The 16,980-nt window shown below is 59.8% G+C and carries 16 protein-coding genes; 13 read left to right on the top strand and 3 right to left on the bottom strand.

Annotated features, from left to right (window positions below; translation table 11 throughout):
- Position 1 precedes the first annotated feature (1 nt).
- The 7 genes from trpE to lexA all read left to right on the top strand — a co-directional run bounded on the left by trpE (position 2) and on the right by lexA (position 6,754).
- Complete coding sequence (gene trpE, locus JAO82_RS04255) at positions 2 to 1,513, top strand: anthranilate synthase component I (protein WP_198685103.1); 1,512 nt, start codon at positions 2 to 4, stop codon at positions 1,511 to 1,513.
- 417 nt (positions 1,514 to 1,930) lie between these two features.
- Complete coding sequence (locus JAO82_RS04250; protein WP_198685102.1) at positions 1,931 to 2,512, top strand: anthranilate synthase component II; 582 nt, start codon at positions 1,931 to 1,933, stop codon at positions 2,510 to 2,512.
- Positions 2,509 to 3,528 (top strand): anthranilate phosphoribosyltransferase, encoded by a 1,020-nt coding sequence (trpD, locus tag JAO82_RS04245; RefSeq protein ID WP_198685101.1) that lies wholly within the window; start codon positions 2,509 to 2,511, stop codon positions 3,526 to 3,528. The genes JAO82_RS04250 and trpD overlap by 4 nt, the downstream gene beginning before the upstream one ends.
- Positions 3,525 to 4,337 carry an indole-3-glycerol phosphate synthase TrpC gene (gene trpC, locus JAO82_RS04240; RefSeq protein WP_198685100.1) on the top strand — a complete coding sequence of 271 codons (813 nt, stop codon included), beginning with the start codon at positions 3,525 to 3,527 and terminating at the stop codon, positions 4,335 to 4,337. Before trpD ends, trpC begins: the two co-directional genes overlap by 4 nt.
- Positions 4,337 to 4,810, top strand: coding sequence for a cyclic pyranopterin monophosphate synthase MoaC (gene moaC / locus JAO82_RS04235; protein ID WP_198685099.1), 474 nt, complete (start codon positions 4,337 to 4,339; stop codon positions 4,808 to 4,810). Before trpC ends, moaC begins: the two co-directional genes overlap by 1 nt.
- Positions 4,807 to 5,979 (top strand): molybdopterin molybdotransferase MoeA, encoded by a 1,173-nt coding sequence (locus tag JAO82_RS04230; RefSeq protein ID WP_198685098.1) that lies wholly within the window; start codon positions 4,807 to 4,809, stop codon positions 5,977 to 5,979. The genes moaC and JAO82_RS04230 overlap by 4 nt, the downstream gene beginning before the upstream one ends.
- Before the next feature lie 76 nt (positions 5,980 to 6,055).
- The gene (gene lexA / locus JAO82_RS04225; protein WP_198685097.1) at positions 6,056 to 6,754 is read left to right on the top strand and encodes a transcriptional repressor LexA; all 699 of its coding nucleotides are present in this window, start codon (positions 6,056 to 6,058) and stop codon (positions 6,752 to 6,754) included.
- Here lexA and JAO82_RS04220 read toward each other — a convergent pair.
- Positions 6,748 to 8,787 carry a ComEC/Rec2 family competence protein gene (locus JAO82_RS04220; protein WP_198685096.1) on the bottom strand — a complete coding sequence of 680 codons (2,040 nt, stop codon included), beginning with the start codon at positions 8,785 to 8,787 and terminating at the stop codon, positions 6,748 to 6,750. The two genes, lexA and JAO82_RS04220, sit on opposite strands and share 7 nt — an antisense overlap.
- A gap of 79 nt (positions 8,788 to 8,866) precedes the next feature.
- On the opposite strand from JAO82_RS04220, the gene gltX reads away from it, so the two are divergent.
- Together gltX and gltA are read left to right on the top strand one after the other, a co-directional pair.
- The gene (gltX, locus tag JAO82_RS04215; RefSeq protein ID WP_198685095.1) at positions 8,867 to 10,273 is read left to right on the top strand and encodes a glutamate--tRNA ligase; all 1,407 of its coding nucleotides are present in this window, start codon (positions 8,867 to 8,869) and stop codon (positions 10,271 to 10,273) included.
- A gap of 117 nt (positions 10,274 to 10,390) precedes the next feature.
- Complete coding sequence (gene gltA / locus JAO82_RS04210; protein WP_198685094.1) at positions 10,391 to 11,686, top strand: citrate synthase; 1,296 nt, start codon at positions 10,391 to 10,393, stop codon at positions 11,684 to 11,686.
- A gap of 60 nt (positions 11,687 to 11,746) precedes the next feature.
- On the opposite strand, the gene JAO82_RS04205 is transcribed toward gltA, so the two are convergent.
- On the bottom strand, positions 11,747 to 12,157 hold the full coding sequence (locus JAO82_RS04205; RefSeq protein WP_198685230.1) for a SufE family protein: 411 nt from the start codon (positions 12,155 to 12,157) through the stop codon (positions 11,747 to 11,749).
- A 62-nt stretch (positions 12,158 to 12,219) separates the two neighbouring features.
- On the opposite strand from JAO82_RS04205, the gene JAO82_RS04200 reads away from it, so the two are divergent.
- Complete coding sequence (locus tag JAO82_RS04200) at positions 12,220 to 12,786, top strand: hypothetical protein (RefSeq protein ID WP_198685093.1); 567 nt, start codon at positions 12,220 to 12,222, stop codon at positions 12,784 to 12,786.
- Between the two features lie 45 nt (positions 12,787 to 12,831).
- Here JAO82_RS04200 and JAO82_RS04195 read toward each other — a convergent pair whose 3' ends face one another.
- A complete protein-coding gene (locus JAO82_RS04195) occupies positions 12,832 to 13,929 on the bottom strand; it encodes a PQQ-dependent sugar dehydrogenase (RefSeq protein ID WP_198685092.1) in 1,098 nt (365 codons plus the stop codon).
- A 166-nt stretch (positions 13,930 to 14,095) separates the two neighbouring features.
- Here JAO82_RS04195 and JAO82_RS04190 point away from each other — a divergent pair, with 166 nt between their 5' ends.
- From JAO82_RS04190 to JAO82_RS04180, 3 genes are all read left to right on the top strand, one after another.
- Entirely contained in the window at positions 14,096 to 15,283 is a 1,188-nt protein-coding gene (locus JAO82_RS04190) for an ABC transporter substrate-binding protein (RefSeq protein WP_198685091.1), read from the top strand.
- 93 nt (positions 15,284 to 15,376) lie between these two features.
- Positions 15,377 to 16,153 carry an ABC transporter ATP-binding protein gene (locus JAO82_RS04185; protein ID WP_198685090.1) on the top strand — a complete coding sequence of 259 codons (777 nt, stop codon included), beginning with the start codon at positions 15,377 to 15,379 and terminating at the stop codon, positions 16,151 to 16,153.
- The gene (locus JAO82_RS04180) at positions 16,150 to 16,977 is read left to right on the top strand and encodes an ABC transporter ATP-binding protein (RefSeq protein WP_198685089.1); all 828 of its coding nucleotides are present in this window, start codon (positions 16,150 to 16,152) and stop codon (positions 16,975 to 16,977) included. Before JAO82_RS04185 ends, JAO82_RS04180 begins: the two co-directional genes overlap by 4 nt.
- Positions 16,978 to 16,980 lie beyond the last annotated feature (3 nt).

The raw sequence follows: 16,980 nt of genomic DNA, 5'->3' as shown, positions 1-16,980 counted from the left end.
CATGGTCCTGACCCCCGATTTTGACAGTTTTGCACGGGCTTACGAGGCCGGCGAAAACCAGGTTGTCCATACCCGGCTGGCCGCCGATCTGGACACGCCTGTATCACTGATGTTGAAACTGACCGATGCCCAAAAATATGCCTTCATGCTGGAATCGGTCACCGGTGGCGAGGTGCGCGGGCGCTATTCGATCATCGGCATGAAACCCGATCTGATCTGGCGCAGCGAGGGCGCGACATCCTCGCTGAACCGCTCGGCCCGGTTCGACCCTGCCGCCTTCGTCACGCAAGAAGGGCAACCGCTTGACAATCTGCGCGCATTGATCGCGGAATCCCGCATTGCATTGCCCGACGATCTGCCACAGGCGGCAGCCGGGCTGTTTGGCTATCTGGGCTATGATATGGTGCGCCATGTCGAACACTTGCCCGACGTCAATCCTGATCCATTGTCCCTGCCCGACGCGGTGATGTTGCGCCCCTCGGTCGTTGCCGTGCTCGATGGGGTCAAGGGCGAGGTCACGGTGGTTTCGCCAGTTTGGGCCGATGACGGACAAGGTGCCCGCGCCGCATATGCGCAGGCTGCCGAGCGGGTAATGGATGCGGTGCGCGATCTCGATCGCACTTTGCCTGCAGACACCCGTGATCTGGGCGAAGCCAGCGATATCGCACCGCCGGTGTCCAATTTCACTAAGGCAGGCTATATGCAGGCCGTCGAAAAGGCCAAAGATTACATACGCTCGGGCGATATTTTTCAGGTGGTTCCGGCGCAACGCTGGGCGCAAGAATTCCACCTGCCGCCCTTCTCTCTTTATCGCAGTTTGCGGCGGACCAACCCGTCGCCATTCATGTTCTATTTCAATTTTGGCAATTTTCAGGTGATTGGAGCGAGTCCCGAAATTCTGGTGCGTGTGTTCGGTAACGAGGTAACAATCCGGCCCATCGCCGGCACCCGCCCGCGCGGAGCAACCCCCGACGAGGACCGCGCGCTGGAAGCGGATTTGCTGGCCGATGAAAAAGAACGTGCGGAACATCTGATGTTGCTGGATCTGGGCCGCAACGATTGTGCGCGTGTGAGCAAAGTTGGCACCGTGCACCCGACCGAAGAGTTCATCATCGAACGCTATAGCCACGTGATGCATATTGTTAGCAATGTCGTGGGCGAACTGGCCGAAGACAAGGACGCGCTGGATGCCTTCTTTTCCGGCATGCCCGCGGGCACGGTCTCTGGTGCGCCCAAGGTGCGTGCTATGGAGATCATCGACGAACTGGAACCCGAAAAGCGCGGCGTCTATGGCGGCGGTGTCGGTTATTTCAGTGCGGGTGGCGATATGGACATGTGCATCGCCCTGCGCACCGCCTTGATCAAGGATCACACGCTCTACATTCAGGCCGGCGGCGGTGTGGTCTATGACAGCGATCCCAAGGCAGAATGGGAAGAAACCGTGCATAAGTCCAACGCCATCCGGCGCGCTGCTGCGGATGCGGCGCGGTTTGTAAGCCGGCGCGGCAGCTGAAAGCACCAGCGCGGCTCGGCTTCCGGCGCGCTCAGTCCGTCGATTGCCGCACGGGGTCTATCCCCTGTATCGGCTACGGTTTGCCGGATAGAAGCCGCAGTTGACTGCGCTTGCGCCGAATCACGGTGTGCAGCATCCAGTGGCGGAGCATTGAGGGGGCGTTCTTAACCATCCAAATGCGGCTGCACCGGAAATAGCAGCGCCAGCGTCAACGGGCCCATTGCGACCAAAACCAGACCCGAGATCGACCCTGCTATGGATCCACGCATCACTGCCCCTTGTCTATCGTTCCGGTTTCTTTTTGTTCGGCGTCGATCTATGTTCCTGCCCTTGACGATGCCACGCAAGCCTGAACAAGTAGGAAACAATCGCTATACTGCAGGCACTGCGCCTCCATCCCTAAAGAGCCAATTCAAGATGCTTCTGCTGATCGACAACTACGATTCCTTTACATACAATCTGGTACATTACCTTGGTGAACTGGGTGCAGATGTGGCCATCCGGCGCAATGACGCCTTGGATGTGTCCGAGGCTCTGGCGATGCGTCCGGCGGGCATCGTGTTGTCACCTGGCCCCTGTGATCCCGACCGTGCCGGATTGTGTCTGGAGCTGACGCAGGCCGCCGCCCAGCATCACGTGCCGCTTTTGGGTGTTTGCCTCGGCCATCAGACGATTGGCCAAGCCTTTGGCGGGCGCGTCGTGCGCTGTCACGAGATTGTCCACGGCAAGATGGGGCAGATCCACCACACCGGCAGCGGGGTGTTTGCCGGCCTGCCCTCGCCCTTTGCCGCCACCCGGTATCACTCGCTGGTTGTGGAACGCGACAGCCTGCCCGACTGCCTGTCGATCACCGCCGAGCTTGAAGATGGCACGATCATGGGTCTGCAACACCGCGAACTGCCAATTCACGGGGTGCAGTTTCACCCCGAATCCATCGCCTCTGATCATGGCCATGACCTTTTGCGCAATTTCTTGAACGAGATGAAAGTTCCCGCATGAGCGAAGCGCTGAAACCGCTAATCGGTGCTGCTGCCGAGCGTCCGCTGACCCGTGAGGAAGCCGAAACGGCCTTTACCATCTTGTTCGATGGCGAGGCGACGCCCAGCCAGATCGGTGGATTGCTGATGGCAATGCGCACACGGGGCGAAACCGTCGATGAATACGCCGCCGCCGCTGCGGTGATGCGCGCCAAATGCCACAAAGTCACTGCACCAGCGGGGGCGATCGACATTGTCGGGACCGGCGGCGATGGCAAGGGTACGTTGAATATCTCGACCGCCACGGCCTTTGTCGTGGCCGGTGCCGGGGTGCCGGTAGCCAAACATGGCAACCGCAACCTCAGTTCAAAATCCGGCGCCGCCGACGCGTTGACCGAGATGGGGATCAACGTGATGGTTGGTCCCGAAACCGTTGAAAAATCCCTCCGTGAGATTGGGATCGGGTTCATGATGGCACCGATGCACCATCCGGCGATGGCCAATGTCGGGCCAGTGCGGACCGAGCTCGGAACACGCACAATTTTTAACATTCTTGGTCCATTGACCAATCCGGCTGGCGTCGCGCGCCAGTTGACGGGCACCTTTACAAGGGATCTGGTGCGCCCGATGGCCGAGACGCTGGCCAAACTTGGCAGCGAATGTGCGTGGCTCGTGCATGGCAGCGACGGCACCGATGAATTGACGATCACCGGGGTCAGTTGGCTCGCGGTGCTGGAAAACGGTAAAATCAGCGAAACCGAACTGCACCCTGAGGACGCTGGCCTGCCGGTGCACCCTTTTGACGACATCATTGGCGGCTCGCCCGAAGACAATGCACGCGCCTTGTGCGCATTGCTGGCGGGCACGTCCTCAGCTTATCGCGACGCGGTGCTGCTTAATGCCGCCGCAGCGCTGGTGGTGGCTGGCATGTCCAGCGACCTGCGTGACGGCGTGGCGCGCGCGGCGCACAGTATCGACAGCGGCGCAGCGCGTGACAAGATCACGGCGCTGGCCCGCATCACACAGGAGGTGACATGACCGAAACCGTTCTGGACCGCATCAAGGCCTATAAGCTTGAAGAAATCGCCGCCGACGCGGCTGCGCGTCCGCTGGCTGACATTGAAGACCAAGCACGCGCCGCGGCGCCGGTCCGCTCTTTTGCCGAGGCCCTGCAAGAGAAAAGCCGCCTAGGCTATGGTCTGATCGCCGAGATCAAGAAAGCCAGCCCTTCCAAGGGCCTGATCCGTCCCGATTTCAATCCATCCGCGCTGGCAGCTGCCTATGCCGAGGGTGGCGCGGCCTGCCTGTCGGTGCTGACCGATACGCCGAGCTTTCAGGGCGCAAAAGACTATCTAAGCGAGGCCCGCGCCGCCTGCGACCTACCGGTTCTGCGCAAGGATTTCATGTATGACCCCTATCAGGTGGTCGAGGCCCGCGCCCTTGGTGCCGATTGCATCCTGATCATCATGGCCAGTGTCAGCGACGCACAGGCCAAGGAACTGGAAGATACCGCCAAGGAATGGGGCATGGATGCCCTGATCGAAGTGCATAACGAAGACGAGTTGCGACGCGCCGAGTTGCTTACCAGCCCGCTGATCGGGATCAATAACCGCGATCTGCACAGCTTTGAAACCACCCTCGACGTTACCCGGCGACTGAGCAAGCTGGTTCCGGCCGATCGCAAGATCATTTCCGAAAGCGGATTGTCCACGTCCGAGGATCTGGCCGAACTGGCGCGCTATGGCATCCGCAATTTCCTGATCGGCGAAAGCCTGATGCGGCAGGAAGACGTGGCTCAGGCCACTCGCGAATTGCTGGCCAATCCGCTGACCGCGGGAGGCATGTGATGGCGCTGACGCACTTCGATTCCCAAGGCAACGCGCATATGGTGGATGTGAGCGAAAAGCCGGCGACCTCGCGGGTGGCGATTGCTCGCGGCCACATCAGCATGACACGCGAAAGTTTTGAAACCATTAAAGAAGGCCGCGCCAAGAAGGGCGACGTTCTCGCCGTCGCGCGGCTGGCCGGGATCATGGGGGCAAAGAAGACTGCCGACCTGATCCCGTTATGTCATCCGCTCGCGCTCAGCAAAGTGGCGGTGGACCTGACGCTGGACGCGGATCTGCCGGGCGTTCAGATCGAGGCGACGGTACGCACCACCGGGCCGACCGGGGTCGAGATGGAGGCATTGACCGCCGTATCGACTGCGGCGCTGACAGTTTATGACATGGTCAAGGCCGTGGACCAGAACATGCAGATCGGCGGTATCCGTGTTGTTCTTAAAGAAGGCGGAAAATCAGGACGTTACGAAACGACATGATCACTGTCTCGCAGGCACTTGCACATTTGTTTGATCTGGTTGCGCCGCTCCCGGTGGAAGAGGTTCCACTCATCTCTGCTTCGGGGCGTGTTCTGGCGCGCGATGTTCGGGCGGGCCGCGATCAACCACCCTTTGCCGCCTCGTCGATGGATGGCTATGCGCTCAAGGCCGAAGAGGTCGAGCGCGATGCCATGTTCAAGGTGATTGGCGAGGCTGCTGCAGGTCATCGATTCGAGGGACAGGTCGGTGCCGGCCAGGCGGTGCGGATATTCACTGGCGCGCCGATCCCGGAAGGCGCGAACTTCGTTTTGTTACAAGAGGATGCAAGCCGACGCTCCGACGTCATTACGATCACCGGAGACCCCGGAAGCAAGGCCAATATCCGCCCGGCTGGTGGCGATTTTACCGCCGGGACTGTAATGTCGGCACCGCGGCGGCTGACCCCTGCCGATGTGGCGCTGCTGGCGTCGATGAACATTGCCCAAGTGCCGGTGACGCGCCAGCCGGTCGTGGCAATTCTGTCGACCGGTGACGAACTGGTGATGCCCGGCGAGGAACCTGGCCCGGATCAGATTATCGCCTCGAACAGTTTCGGGCTGCACGCCATGCTGCGCGATTTGGGTGCCTTGCCCCGCCTGCTGCCGATTGCCCGCGATACGATGGCCTCGCTACACACGGCGTTTGAATTGGCGGCTGACGCTGATCTGATTGTCACTATCGGCGGGGCTTCCGTGGGCGATCACGATCTGGTGGCCACGGCCGCCAAGCAGATCGGTTTGCAACAGTCCTTTTACAAAGTCGCAATGCGTCCCGGCAAACCGCTGATGGCCGGGCAGCTGGGCGATGCTGCAATGATCGGCCTGCCGGGCAATCCGGTTTCGGCAATGGTTTGCGGCCATGTGTTCCTTGCGCCGATGGTGCGGACATTGCTGGGGCTTGAACACAAATCAGCGCCATCAAAGAAGGCGATGCTGGCCGAGGATATCAAAGCCAATGGCGGGCGCGAACATTACATGCGCGCAATCGTCCGTGATGGCGCGGTAACGGTGTTCGACAATCAAGACAGTTCGCTTTTGACGGTATTGTCGCAGGCCAACGCGCTTTTGGTGCGTCCGCCCCATGACCCAGCTCGCAAGGCCGGAGACAGTTTGTCTTATCTGCCAATCTGACTAGCCGGAAACACGATTGACACAAAGCGTGAACAGGTGTAGAACAAACTGAAATCATGGCCAAGGGCGTGTTAGCATGTTGACCAAGAAGCAGTTGGAGCTACTGACATTCATTCACGAGCGTGTCCAAAGCGAAGGGGTGTCTCCCAGTTTCGATGAAATGAAACTGGCGCTGAATTTACGCAGCAAATCCGGGATCCATCGCTTGATCACCGCCCTTGAAGAACGTGGCTTCATCCGCCGTCTTGCCCATCGTGCCCGCGCGATTGAAATTTTACGCCTGCCGGAGGCGCTTGGCCGACCGGCAGCAACCGGCTTCGCCCCTCGCGTGATTGAAGGGAATCGCAACGAGAATTCGCAAGCAGCCAATATTGAACCTGTGACAATTAATGCTGTGGAACTGCCCATGATGGGGCGCATCGCCGCCGGTGTTCCAATCGAGGCGATCAGCGAAATCTCGCATAATGTGGCGGTACCAGGGTCGATGCTGTCGGCCAGCGGCAATCATTTCGCGTTAGAGGTAAAGGGCGACTCAATGATTGATGTCGGCATCAACGATGGCGACGTGGTAGTGATCCGCGAAACAGCGACGGCCGATAATGGGGACATTGTCGTCGCCCTTGTTGATGAGGAAGAGGCAACCCTGAAACGCTTTATGCGTCGGGGCAACGCCATTGCGCTCGAGGCCGCCAATCCGGACTATGAAACCCGCGTCTACGCAGAGGATAAGGTACGTATTCAGGGCCGTCTGGTCGGGCTGATTCGCAGCTATTGACGCCGCCCGCCTGAAGGCGCGCTCCATGGACGCCATCCGGTGAGGGCGGTTGCCGAGTAGGTTTGCCCGTGCTGGGTAATTGCGACGCTACCGGTGGCGCGCAGACGCGCCGGATCATATAAATCACAGTTCGCAAAGGGCTTCATCGGCACCGAGGCAACGACCAGCATCGGCTCGCGGCAACCATCGAACACGGCGACACCGCGTTTTCCGATTACATGGACGATCTTCGAAGGTCCAACTTCAAGGCGTTGCACGGCACCCGGCTCTCCCGGCCAGCGCGCTGCTGCAACGGCCTGTCCAGCTCCGTCGCCATCATTTTCCAGCCAGTTCTTTGCGATAAATCCGGCACCGCGCGGTTTGCTGAGCGCGCGGCCTTCATGGGTCATCACGCCGACAAGTCCGCCCGTATCAGCGATCAAAATCGCCGGACGCTCGGCCCCAGCCCAGAAATAAAATGCGGCCGCGGCTGGTATCAATCCGGCCAGCCGCAGCCGTCCCTGCCACAATATCAGCCAGAGCAAGCCCAGTGCCAGCAATGGCAACACCACGCCGGGGGGGCTGGGGACATACCCTTGCGCGCCTTCCAGCCCGGCAACCCAATAGGCCACGCCTAGGATCCAGCTCAGCCCCCACCCCATCAGGGTCAGGCCGATCACCTCGGCGCCGATTGGGGCAAGCACCGCCGCGAGCACCGCAGCCGGGATCACAAGCCCCCCCATGATGGGAACCGAGAGCAGATTGGCCAGCAGGCCAAAATGTGAAACCGTGTTGAAATGGGCGGCTCCAACCGGCGCTGTTGCCAAGCCGGCAACAGCAGATGAAATCATCACCCCGAGCGCCGGCCTGGCCCAATTCGGAGCGCGCGGAAGATCCACATCGCGCAGCCACATAAAAACGGCGACCAGCCCGGTTGTCGCCGCAAATGACATCTGAAAACCGGGGCCAAGCAGCGCCTCGGGGCGAAGTGTCAGTACGATCAATGCCGCAATCGCCACCACCCGCAAAGAAATCGCCCGTCGATCCACCAAAATCGCACACAGTGCCACTGCGACCATGACAAAGGCTCGTTCGGTGGCCACATTGCCGCCCGACAACGCGAAATACCCCGCCGCCGCGATCAAGGCTCCGACGGCAGCGATTTTCTTGACCGGCAGACGCAGCGCCAATGCCGGGATCAGCGCAATTCCCATCCGTAAGACGGTAAAAACGAATCCGGTCAACAACCCCATGTGCAGCCCAGAGATTGCCAGCAGATGGGCCAGATTGCTGGCGCGCAAAGCCTTCAGCGCATCCTGTCCGATGGCGTGACGGTCGCCCGTGGTAACGGCGGCGGCAAACCCGCCGGGATCTCCCGGCAGAACTTCCAGCAGCCTGCCGGACGCCGCCATGCGCATGGCGAATACGCGCAATCCCACAGTGGGGGTTTGCGGTGGTTCGACGGTCAGCACCGGCACGCGGGTGTACCCGACCGCCCCGAGACCCTGAAACCAGGCGTGGCGGCGGAAATCAAAGCCCCCCGGCTCGGCCGGCCCATGGGGCGGTGACAGATGCGCCGTGGTCATGATTCGCTGGCCAGGAGACAGAGTAGCGGGCGGTCCGTGAAGGGAAATACGGACACGGCCCGGCACACGGGAAGGCGACATACGCGCCAGTTGGACCCGGTCCAGGGTAACCCGCAGCGCGTCCGATGCCGAACGGTCAAGCGCCACCACCCGCCCCTCAACCGGACCATAATAGCGCCAGCTCAGAACTGGCGCGGCAACATCCTGTGTTCGCCAGCCGGCCAGGCAGAACCCGGCCGCCGCAAGCGTTACCCCCCATCCCAATGCTGACCAGCCGCCCGGCCAACGCAGTGCCGCAGCGCCACAGAGTCCGCCCGCAAAGCCCAACATGGCATAGACCTCCTGATCGGGCTCGACTGTCAGCGCGAAATACACTCCGATTCCCAGCGCAAGACAGACCGGAACCCACGGAAACAGATGGCCGCGCTGACCGAGCAATATCCGATCAACCGCCACCAGAATGCGCATGCTTGCCCCTCGCACCCTGCCCCGCTAGACAGGCGCTAGCCTAATCCCGATAACATTACCAAAAGGTAAATCCGCACCTATGTCCGATCCGGTCGTCACTCGTTTTGCCCCTTCGCCCACCGGCTTTCTGCATATTGGGGGCGCGCGAACAGCCCTGTTCAACTGGCTCTATGCGCGCGGACGCGGGGGAAAGTTCTTGCTCCGCATCGAGGATACGGACCGCGCGCGCTCGACCCCCGAAGCAACTGAGGCGATCCTGCAAGGAATGCGATGGCTGGGTCTGGACTGGGACGGTGAACCGGTCAGCCAGATCGCCCGCGCCGAGCGGCATGCAGAGGTCGCCCATGAACTTCTGGCGCAGGGCAAAGCCTATAAGTGCTTTTCGACCCAGGATGAAATCGCGGCGTTTCGCGAAGAGGCCCGCACGGAGGGACGCAGCACGCTCTTTCGCAGCCCTTGGCGCGATGCGGATCCCGCAACCCATCCCGACGCCCCCTATGTGATCCGGATCAAAGCCCCCGAAACGGGGCAGACCGTGATCAACGACCGCGTGCAAGGTGATGTGACCATCGGCAATGACCAATTGGACGACATGGTGCTTTTGCGCGGCGACGGAAGCCCGGTCTACATGCTGGCGGTGGTGGTTGACGATCACGACATGGGCGTCACACATGTGATCCGGGGCGACGACCACCTGAACAACGCTGCCCGCCAGATGATGATCTACAACGCGCTGGGGTGGCCGGTGCCGGTCTGGGCACATATCCCGCTTATCCACGGCCCCGACGGCAAGAAACTGAGCAAACGCCACGGTGCGCTCGGAACCAAGGAATACCAGACAATGGGATACCCGGCAGCTGGCATGCGCAATTACCTTGCTCGGCTGGGCTGGAGCCACGGCGATGACGAGTTCTTTTCCGATGAACAGGCTCAGGAGTGGTTCGATTTCGATGGCATTGGCCGCAGTCCGGCACGATTCGACTTCAAGAAATTGGATCACCTGAGTGGCCAGCACATCGCGACAATGTCCGATGCAGATTTGCTACGCGAAATTGTCGATTATCTGGACACCGCAGGACAGCCCGCCCTGACAACAGGGCAGCATAGCCAGCTGAAAAAGGCGATGTATTGCCTCAAGGATCGGGCGCGAAGCTTCCCCGAACTGCTTGAAAAAGGGCATTTTTCCTTGATTCAGCGCCCGATCGAACTGGATGAAAAGGCTCTTGCAGCGCTGGCAAAAGCTCCCGATGGCATGCTGTCAGAATTGACGGCACAATTACAAAGTGCTAGCTGGTCGCGGGACAATCTTGAGGCCGCTCTCGCCAGCATTGCCGAGGCTCGTGGCACCAAGTTCGGAAAACTGGCGTCCCCCCTGCGGGCGGCGCTTGCGGGGCGGACGGTTACACCTTCGGTGTTTGATATGATGCTGGTTCTTGGACGCGACGAAACCCTGAATCGGCTAAACGACGCTGCCAATCGCGCCTGAAGTCCGGACGAACGGTGTCGAATCTACAAAACCGGTCTGCCCCTTTTTATGGTGCAGGCACTATCAGCACGGGTCAGGTGATGCCCCGTTCCGTGGTTTGAAAAGAAAGGGACATCAATGACTGACCCCAAGCAGAGTGCAACGCTTTTGGTGCATGGCGAGAGCTATGAATTGCCGGTGCTCTCGCCGACAGCCGGCCCCGATGTGTTGGATATTCGCAAGCTTTATTCCGACGCCGGTATCTTTACCTACGATCCCGGTTTCACCTCGACCGCGAGTTGTGACAGCACGATCACGTTTATAGATGGCGATAAGGGCCAGTTGCAGCACCGCGGCTATCCGATCGATCAACTGGCCGAGAAATCCCACTTCCTCGAAGTCTGCTATCTTCTACTTTACGGGGAACTGCCCTCGGCCGCCAGATTGGAGGATTTCGAGGCTCTGGTGACCCGTCATACGATGGTACACGAACAAATCATCTATTTCTTCCGCGGGTTCCGTCGCGATGCACATCCGATGGCAATTATGGTCGGTGTGGTCGGTGCGATGTCGGCCTTCTATCATGACAGTACCGATGTCACCGACCCCCGCCAGCGCGAGGTCGCCTGTATACGTTTGTTGGCGAAAATGCCGACGATCGCGGCGATGGCGTTCAAATACACCGTGGGCCAGCCGTTCCAGTATCCGCTTAACGAATTGGACTATGCGTCAAACTTCCTGCGCATGTGCTTTGCGGTTCCCACCGAAGAATACGTCGTAAACCCGATCCTCTCCCGCGCGATGGATCGCATCTTTACCCTGCACGCCGATCACGAACAAAACGCCTCCACCTCCACTGTACGTCTGGCGTCGTCCTCGGGGGCCAACCCCTTTGCCAGCATTGCCGCGGGCATCGTTTGCCTTTGGGGTCCGGCCCATGGCGGCGCCAATCAAGCCGCGCTTGAAATGCTAAAGGAAATCGGCACGCCCGAGCGTATCCCGGAATTCATCGAGCGCGCCAAGGACAAGGACGATCCGTTCCGCTTGGTGGGTTTTGGTCACCGCGTCTACAAGAACTTTGACCCCCGTGCGAAGGTGCTCAAACAATCCGCCGACGAGGTTCTGGAGCTTCTGGGGATCGAACACAATCCAACGCTGCAGGTTGCCAAAGAGCTTGAAAAACAGGCGCTGGCCGATCCTTATTTCATCGAAAAGAAACTGTTTCCGAATGTCGATTTTTATTCCGGGATCATTCTTGAGGCGATGGGGTTCCCCACCTCGATGTTCACGCCGATTTTTGCGGTCAGTCGCACAGTCGGCTGGGTGTCGCAGTGGAAGGAAATGACCGCCGATCCGCAGAACAAGATCGGTCGCCCGCGCCAATTGTATCGCGGTGAAACCCAGCGCGATTACGTCGATATCGAGAACCGCTGATTCCCGACAAACCGCCTTTCGTGCAGAAAGGCGGTTTTCACTTTCCTTTGTTACCTGAAATCAGGCGTGTTCACGGGCGACCAGGCCGATCCTATCAACCATCGCGCGCAGCCCGTTTGACCGCTGTGACGAAAGGTGTTCGTTCAATCCCAGCCGCTCCAATTCGCGCCGCGCGTCCACCTTGGGAACATCAGCTACCGGCAGTCCGCAATAAAGGGCGCGTAACACCGCGATCAGACCGCGCACGATCATCGCGTCGCTGTCACCGTCAAATCGAAAGACGCCGCCCTCAATCACCGGATGTAGCCAAACCTGACTCGCGCAGCCCTCAACCTTCGTGGCCGGCACTTTCAAGGCGTCAGCCATCGGGTCCATCTCGCGACCCAGATCGATCACATGGCGATAGCGGTCTTCCCAATCCTCAAGAAACTCGAAATCCTCAACGATTTCTTCAAAGGCGGGGGTGGCCATATTTTGTCCTTTCTTAGTCATGTCCTTCAGGTATGCGTCGCCTGTCCGCCTGTCCAGACCGCATGGACGCTTTTCAACTGGGCGAAGATGCGCTAACCGTCGGGAAATCAATTCAGACGGCGGCGGACGCGATGAAAAAGTCTTTGACGGTTCTTCTGGTTGGCTCATTGTTTCTGGCCGGCTGCAACTCTCGACTCAATCCCGGCAACTGGTTCGGTGCTGGACAATCAGTTGCAACGACACCAGAGACTGCCGCAAATCCGCTGATTCCACAACGCTCAGGAATGCTCAGCCGGCCGCCAGAAGTGGATCGGTCAGAACGGATCGCCACCATCAGCGATCTGGTGGTCGAGCGGCAACCGGGCGGAGCGATCATTCGCGCGACCGGGATTGGCGCCCGCCAAGGCGCGTTCGAGGCGCGGCTTGCCCCCACAAATCCAGATCTGCTCTCCGAAGACGGGGTGATGACGTTTGACTTCCGGCTGCTCTACCCTCAAAGCCCGACGCCTGTTGGCACCGAGTGGTCGCGCAGTGTTACTGCCGCTTACACCGTGACCAATCAGCAATTGGAAGGTGTGCGCGCCATAAGGGTGCGCGGCGCACAGAACACGCAGGAAGCCCGGCGCTGATCCCCCAGTACCGTGACGGGTTGGCCCAACCATACCCAGCCGTGCTCACTCTGGCGTCATTCGGTATAACGCGCCGCGCCCTTCGGACAGGAACCAAATGGCGCCATCCGGACCCTCGGCGACGTCACGCACGCGAATCGTGTGGTCGCTTGCGATCCGCTCGATCTCCTGCAGGGGCTCCCCGCCTAGACGGCTGATCATGTCGAATTTCAGCGATCCCACCAGAAACTGCCCCGCCCATTCGGGCCAGAGATGTCCAGAATAAATCGTCATACCCGACGGCGCGATTGAAGGATCCCAATAGAAGGCGGGTTGTTCCATCCCCTGTTTCGCGCTGCCCTCGCCGATTTTCGCGCCGGAATAGTGCCGTCCATAGGAAATTACCGGCCAGCCAAAGTTTGCGCCCTTCTCGATGCGGTTGATCTCATCCCCACCGCGCGCGCCATGTTCGACAGCCCAAAGCTGCCCGCTGGCGTCCAGCGCCGCACCTTGCGGGTTGCGGTGCCCATAGGACCAGATTTCGGGGCGCAGGCCATCCTGCCTGACAAAGGGATTGTCGCCAGGCACCGTACCGTCGCGATTGATGCGCACAATGGTGCCATTATGGTTGCCCAGATCCTGCGCCGCCGGACGGTTGCCCCGTTCGCCCAAGCTGACAAACAGCCGCCCGTCAGCAGCCTCGACCACCCGCGATCCGAAATGCCGTCCGCCCTGCCCGATATGCTCAGCCTGAAACAGCCGGCGCAGATCAATTAGCCTTGTGCCATCCTGCGACAGTCGTGCAATCGCCAACGCTGTGCCCGCTCCCTGATCCGTACGGCGCGCATAGGTCAGAAAAATCTCGCGGCTGGTCGCAAAATCCCGCGCAACGGTTATATCAAGTAGCCCGCCCTGCCCAACCAGCGCCACATCCGGCGTGCCAGTAAGGCGCTGGCGCGATCCTTCAACAGCCACATGCCACAAGGCTCCACCGCGCTCGGTCACCAGCACAGCGCCACCGGGCAGAAAATCAAACGCCCAAGGCACATCGAATCCGTCCGCCACCGTGGTGATCGTGATCTTGCCAGTGCTGGTATCAAAGCTTGCCGCCAACCCCATTGCAGGCAGGATCAGCGCAAGCAAAAGCGTCAGTCGGCGCCGCATTTCGCCTCCAATCTTAGTGATCGTAACGATAGCCGCAGATTAAGCAGATTCAAGTTTGCCACAGGCCAACGGTAAGAAACCGGCCGTGTTGAAATTTTCTTTTCTTTTGAAAATTGGCACCTTAGTCTAATTTTGGATAAAAATTATAACTAAGGGGAGATAGATTATGAGAAAGCTGTTTCTTGCGACCACCGCCGCGATGGCATTGGCCGCAGGCTTTGCATCGGCCGAAGAGGTCAAGATGGGCGTTGCTCTTGGCTTTACCGGCCCGCTGGAATCGCTGAGTCCGCCGATGGCCAACGGTGCCGAACTGGCCGCCAAGGAAATCAGCGACAGCGGCAAGTTCATGGATGGCAGCACTGTCACGACGATCCGCGCCGACACCACCTGTATCGACGCCAGCGCTGCGACCGCTGCCGCCGAACGTCTGGTAACGTCGGATCGAGTGGCCGGCATCATGGGCGCAATGTGCTCGGGTGCGACCGGAGCCGTGCTGCAAAACGTGGCGATCCCTAATGGCGTCGTGATGATCTCTCCCTCCGCGACCTCGCCGGCGCTGTCCACCGTCGAGGACAATGGCTATTTTTTCCGGACCGCGCCCTCGGACGCGCGTCAGGGTGTCATCATGGCCGAAAATATTTTGGACCGTGGCATTGAAACCGTGGCCATCACCTATACCAATAACGACTACGGCAAAGGTCTGGCCGACAGCTTTGCCGAGGCCTACGCAGAAAAAGGCGGCACCGTTACGATCAACACCGCCCATGAGGACGGCAAGGCCGATTATTCCGCCGAGATCGGGTCGCTCTCCTCGGCCGGTGGCGACGCTCTGGTTGTGGTCGGCTACGTCGATCAGGGCGGCAAGGGCATCGTGCGAGCGGCGCTGGATTCCGGGGCCTTCGAGACATTTGTCTTCCCCGATGGCATGATTTCGGAAGTTCTGGAATCCGATTTCGGCGACGAAATCGAAGGATCGTTTGGCCAGAAGCCCGGCAACGAAAGCGACGGACTGGGCATGTTTGTCAAACTTGCCGAAGAGGCCGGCTTTGACGGGAACGAGATTTTCGCGCCCGAAAGCTATGATGCGATGGCGCTCATGTTGCTGGCGATGCATTCGGCAGGCTCGACCAAAGCCGACGATTACAAAGGCAAAATCATGGATATCGCCAACGCTCCGGGCGAAAAGATCTTGCCGGGGGAACTGGGCAAAGCGCTGGAGATCCTCTCCGATGGCGGGGAAGTAGATTATCAGGGGGCCTCGGCTGTCGAATTCATCGATCCCGGCGAAAGCGCCGGAAACTACATCGAGATGGAAATGAAAGACGGCAAGCTGGTGACCATCGGCGTGCGCTGAACCGGCCTGTACACCTGCACACGGTGCAGTCCGGGAAACTGGGCTGCACCGATACTGCACCTGCCGCCTGCAGATGACACCGGGGAGAATCCGTTGATAAAGGTCAAAGACCTGCACAAGCATTTTGGCGGCTTTCATGCCGTTGATGGCGCAAACCTTGAAATTGCTGAGGGGTCGATCACTGGGTTGATCGGACCAAATGGCGCCGGAAAGACGACGCTTTTCAATGTGATCGCTGGCGTTCTTGAACCAACCGCTGGGCGCGTCACCATGGCCGGAAAGGACATCACCGGCCTGCCGCCGCACGAATTGTTCCACAAGGGATTGCTGCGCACCTTCCAGATCGCACATGAATTCTCGTCGATGACCTGCCGTGAGAACCTGATGATGGTGCCCGGCAATCAATCGGGTGAAAGGCTGTGGAACACGTGGTTCGGCCGCCGTCGTATCGCTAACGAGGAACGCGCTTTGCGGGCCAAGGCCGACGAGGTTCTGGAATTCTTGACCATCGAACATTTGGCCGACCATCGCGCCGGTCAGGTTTCCGGCGGTCAGAAAAAGCTGCTGGAACTGGGCCGCACCATGATGGTCGACGCGCGTATCGTTTTTCTGGACGAGGTCGGTGCAGGGGTGAACCGTACGCTGCTGAACACCATCGCCGACGCCATCATCCGGCTCAACAAAGAACGCCAATACACCTTTGTCGTGATTGAACACGATATGGATTTCATTGGCCGCCTGTGCGACCCGGTGATCTGCATGGCCGAAGGGCGGGTACTGGCCGAAGGAACGCTGGCCGAAATCAAGGCCAACGAACAAGTGATCGAGGCCTACCTGGGTACCGGCTTGAAGAACAAGGTGAATACATGAGCGGCAATGCCTATCAGGACGACCGTGGCAACAAGGACCGGAGCATCACTAAGGCCGGTGGCCCCGGCAGCGCCGAAGGCGCAATGCGCAAGGGCAAAGCGGTCCCCGCCCCTGGTGGGCCGTTTTTGATCGGCGAGAACATGACCGGCGGTTACGGCAAGGGGCCCAACATTCTGGAGGCCTGCACCATCGCTGTCGACAAGGGCGAGATCGCGGTGATCGTCGGCCCGAACGGTGCCGGAAAATCCACCGCGATGAAAGCCGTGTTCGGCATGCTGGACCTGCGCGAGGGCTCAGTGCGGCTCGACGGCGAAGACATCACGGCGCTGTCTCCGCAGGCCCGCGTGGTCAAGGGAATGGGTTTCGTGCCGCAAACCAGCAATATCTTCACCTCGCTGACGGTCGAAGAAAACCTTGAAATGGGTGCCTTCATCCGCCGCGACGATTTCAGCGAGACAATGGAGCAGATTCTCGACCTGTTTCCGATATTGCGCGAAAAACGTCGGCAGGCAGCCGGTGAGCTTTCGGGTGGACAACGCCAGCAGGTCGCCGTCGGTCGCGCCTTGATGACCAAGCCCAAGGTGCTGATGCTGGACGAACCCACTGCCGGGGTCAGCCCCATCGTGATGGATGAATTATTCGACCGCATCATCGAGGTCGCCCGCACCGGCATCCCGATCTTGATGGTAGAACAGAACGCCCGCCAGGCGCTTGAAATTGCGGATAAGGGCTATGTTCTGGTGCAGGGCATGAATGCCTATTCCGGCACGGGCAAGGATCTTCTCGCCGATCCCGAAGTACGCAAATCCTTTTTGGGAGGCTGAGCC

Origin of the sequence: Pontibaca salina (assembly GCF_016307205.1) — a bacterium.
Lineage (GTDB): Bacteria > Pseudomonadota > Alphaproteobacteria > Rhodobacterales > Rhodobacteraceae > Pontibaca > Pontibaca salina.
This window is presented reverse-complemented; position numbering and strand designations above follow the sequence as displayed.

What these genes read in the sequence shown, in the direction of transcription:
- JAO82_RS04180 (WP_198685089.1), top strand. Translation starts at nt 16,150, where the DNA reads ATGAGCGGCAATGCCTATCAGGACGACCGTGGCAACAAGGACCGGAGC.
- lexA (WP_198685097.1), top strand. Translation starts at nt 6,056, where the DNA reads ATGTTGACCAAGAAGCAGTTGGAGCTACTGACATTCATTCACGAGCGT.
- JAO82_RS04230 (WP_198685098.1), top strand. Translation starts at nt 4,807, where the DNA reads ATGATCACTGTCTCGCAGGCACTTGCACATTTGTTTGATCTGGTTGCG.
- JAO82_RS04190 (WP_198685091.1), top strand. Translation starts at nt 14,096, where the DNA reads ATGAGAAAGCTGTTTCTTGCGACCACCGCCGCGATGGCATTGGCCGCA.
- trpE (WP_198685103.1), top strand. Translation starts at nt 2, where the DNA reads ATGGTCCTGACCCCCGATTTTGACAGTTTTGCACGGGCTTACGAGGCC.
- JAO82_RS04195 (WP_198685092.1), bottom strand. Translation starts at nt 13,929, where the DNA reads ATGCGGCGCCGACTGACGCTTTTGCTTGCGCTGATCCTGCCTGCAATG.
- JAO82_RS04200 (WP_198685093.1), top strand. Translation starts at nt 12,220, where the DNA reads ATGGACGCTTTTCAACTGGGCGAAGATGCGCTAACCGTCGGGAAATCA.
- JAO82_RS04250 (WP_198685102.1), top strand. Translation starts at nt 1,931, where the DNA reads ATGCTTCTGCTGATCGACAACTACGATTCCTTTACATACAATCTGGTA.
- gltA (WP_198685094.1), top strand. Translation starts at nt 10,391, where the DNA reads ATGACTGACCCCAAGCAGAGTGCAACGCTTTTGGTGCATGGCGAGAGC.
- moaC (WP_198685099.1), top strand. Translation starts at nt 4,337, where the DNA reads ATGGCGCTGACGCACTTCGATTCCCAAGGCAACGCGCATATGGTGGAT.
- JAO82_RS04205 (WP_198685230.1), bottom strand. Translation starts at nt 12,157, where the DNA reads ATGGCCACCCCCGCCTTTGAAGAAATCGTTGAGGATTTCGAGTTTCTT.
- trpD (WP_198685101.1), top strand. Translation starts at nt 2,509, where the DNA reads ATGAGCGAAGCGCTGAAACCGCTAATCGGTGCTGCTGCCGAGCGTCCG.
- gltX (WP_198685095.1), top strand. Translation starts at nt 8,867, where the DNA reads ATGTCCGATCCGGTCGTCACTCGTTTTGCCCCTTCGCCCACCGGCTTT.
- trpC (WP_198685100.1), top strand. Translation starts at nt 3,525, where the DNA reads ATGACCGAAACCGTTCTGGACCGCATCAAGGCCTATAAGCTTGAAGAA.
- JAO82_RS04220 (WP_198685096.1), bottom strand. Translation starts at nt 8,787, where the DNA reads ATGCGCATTCTGGTGGCGGTTGATCGGATATTGCTCGGTCAGCGCGGC.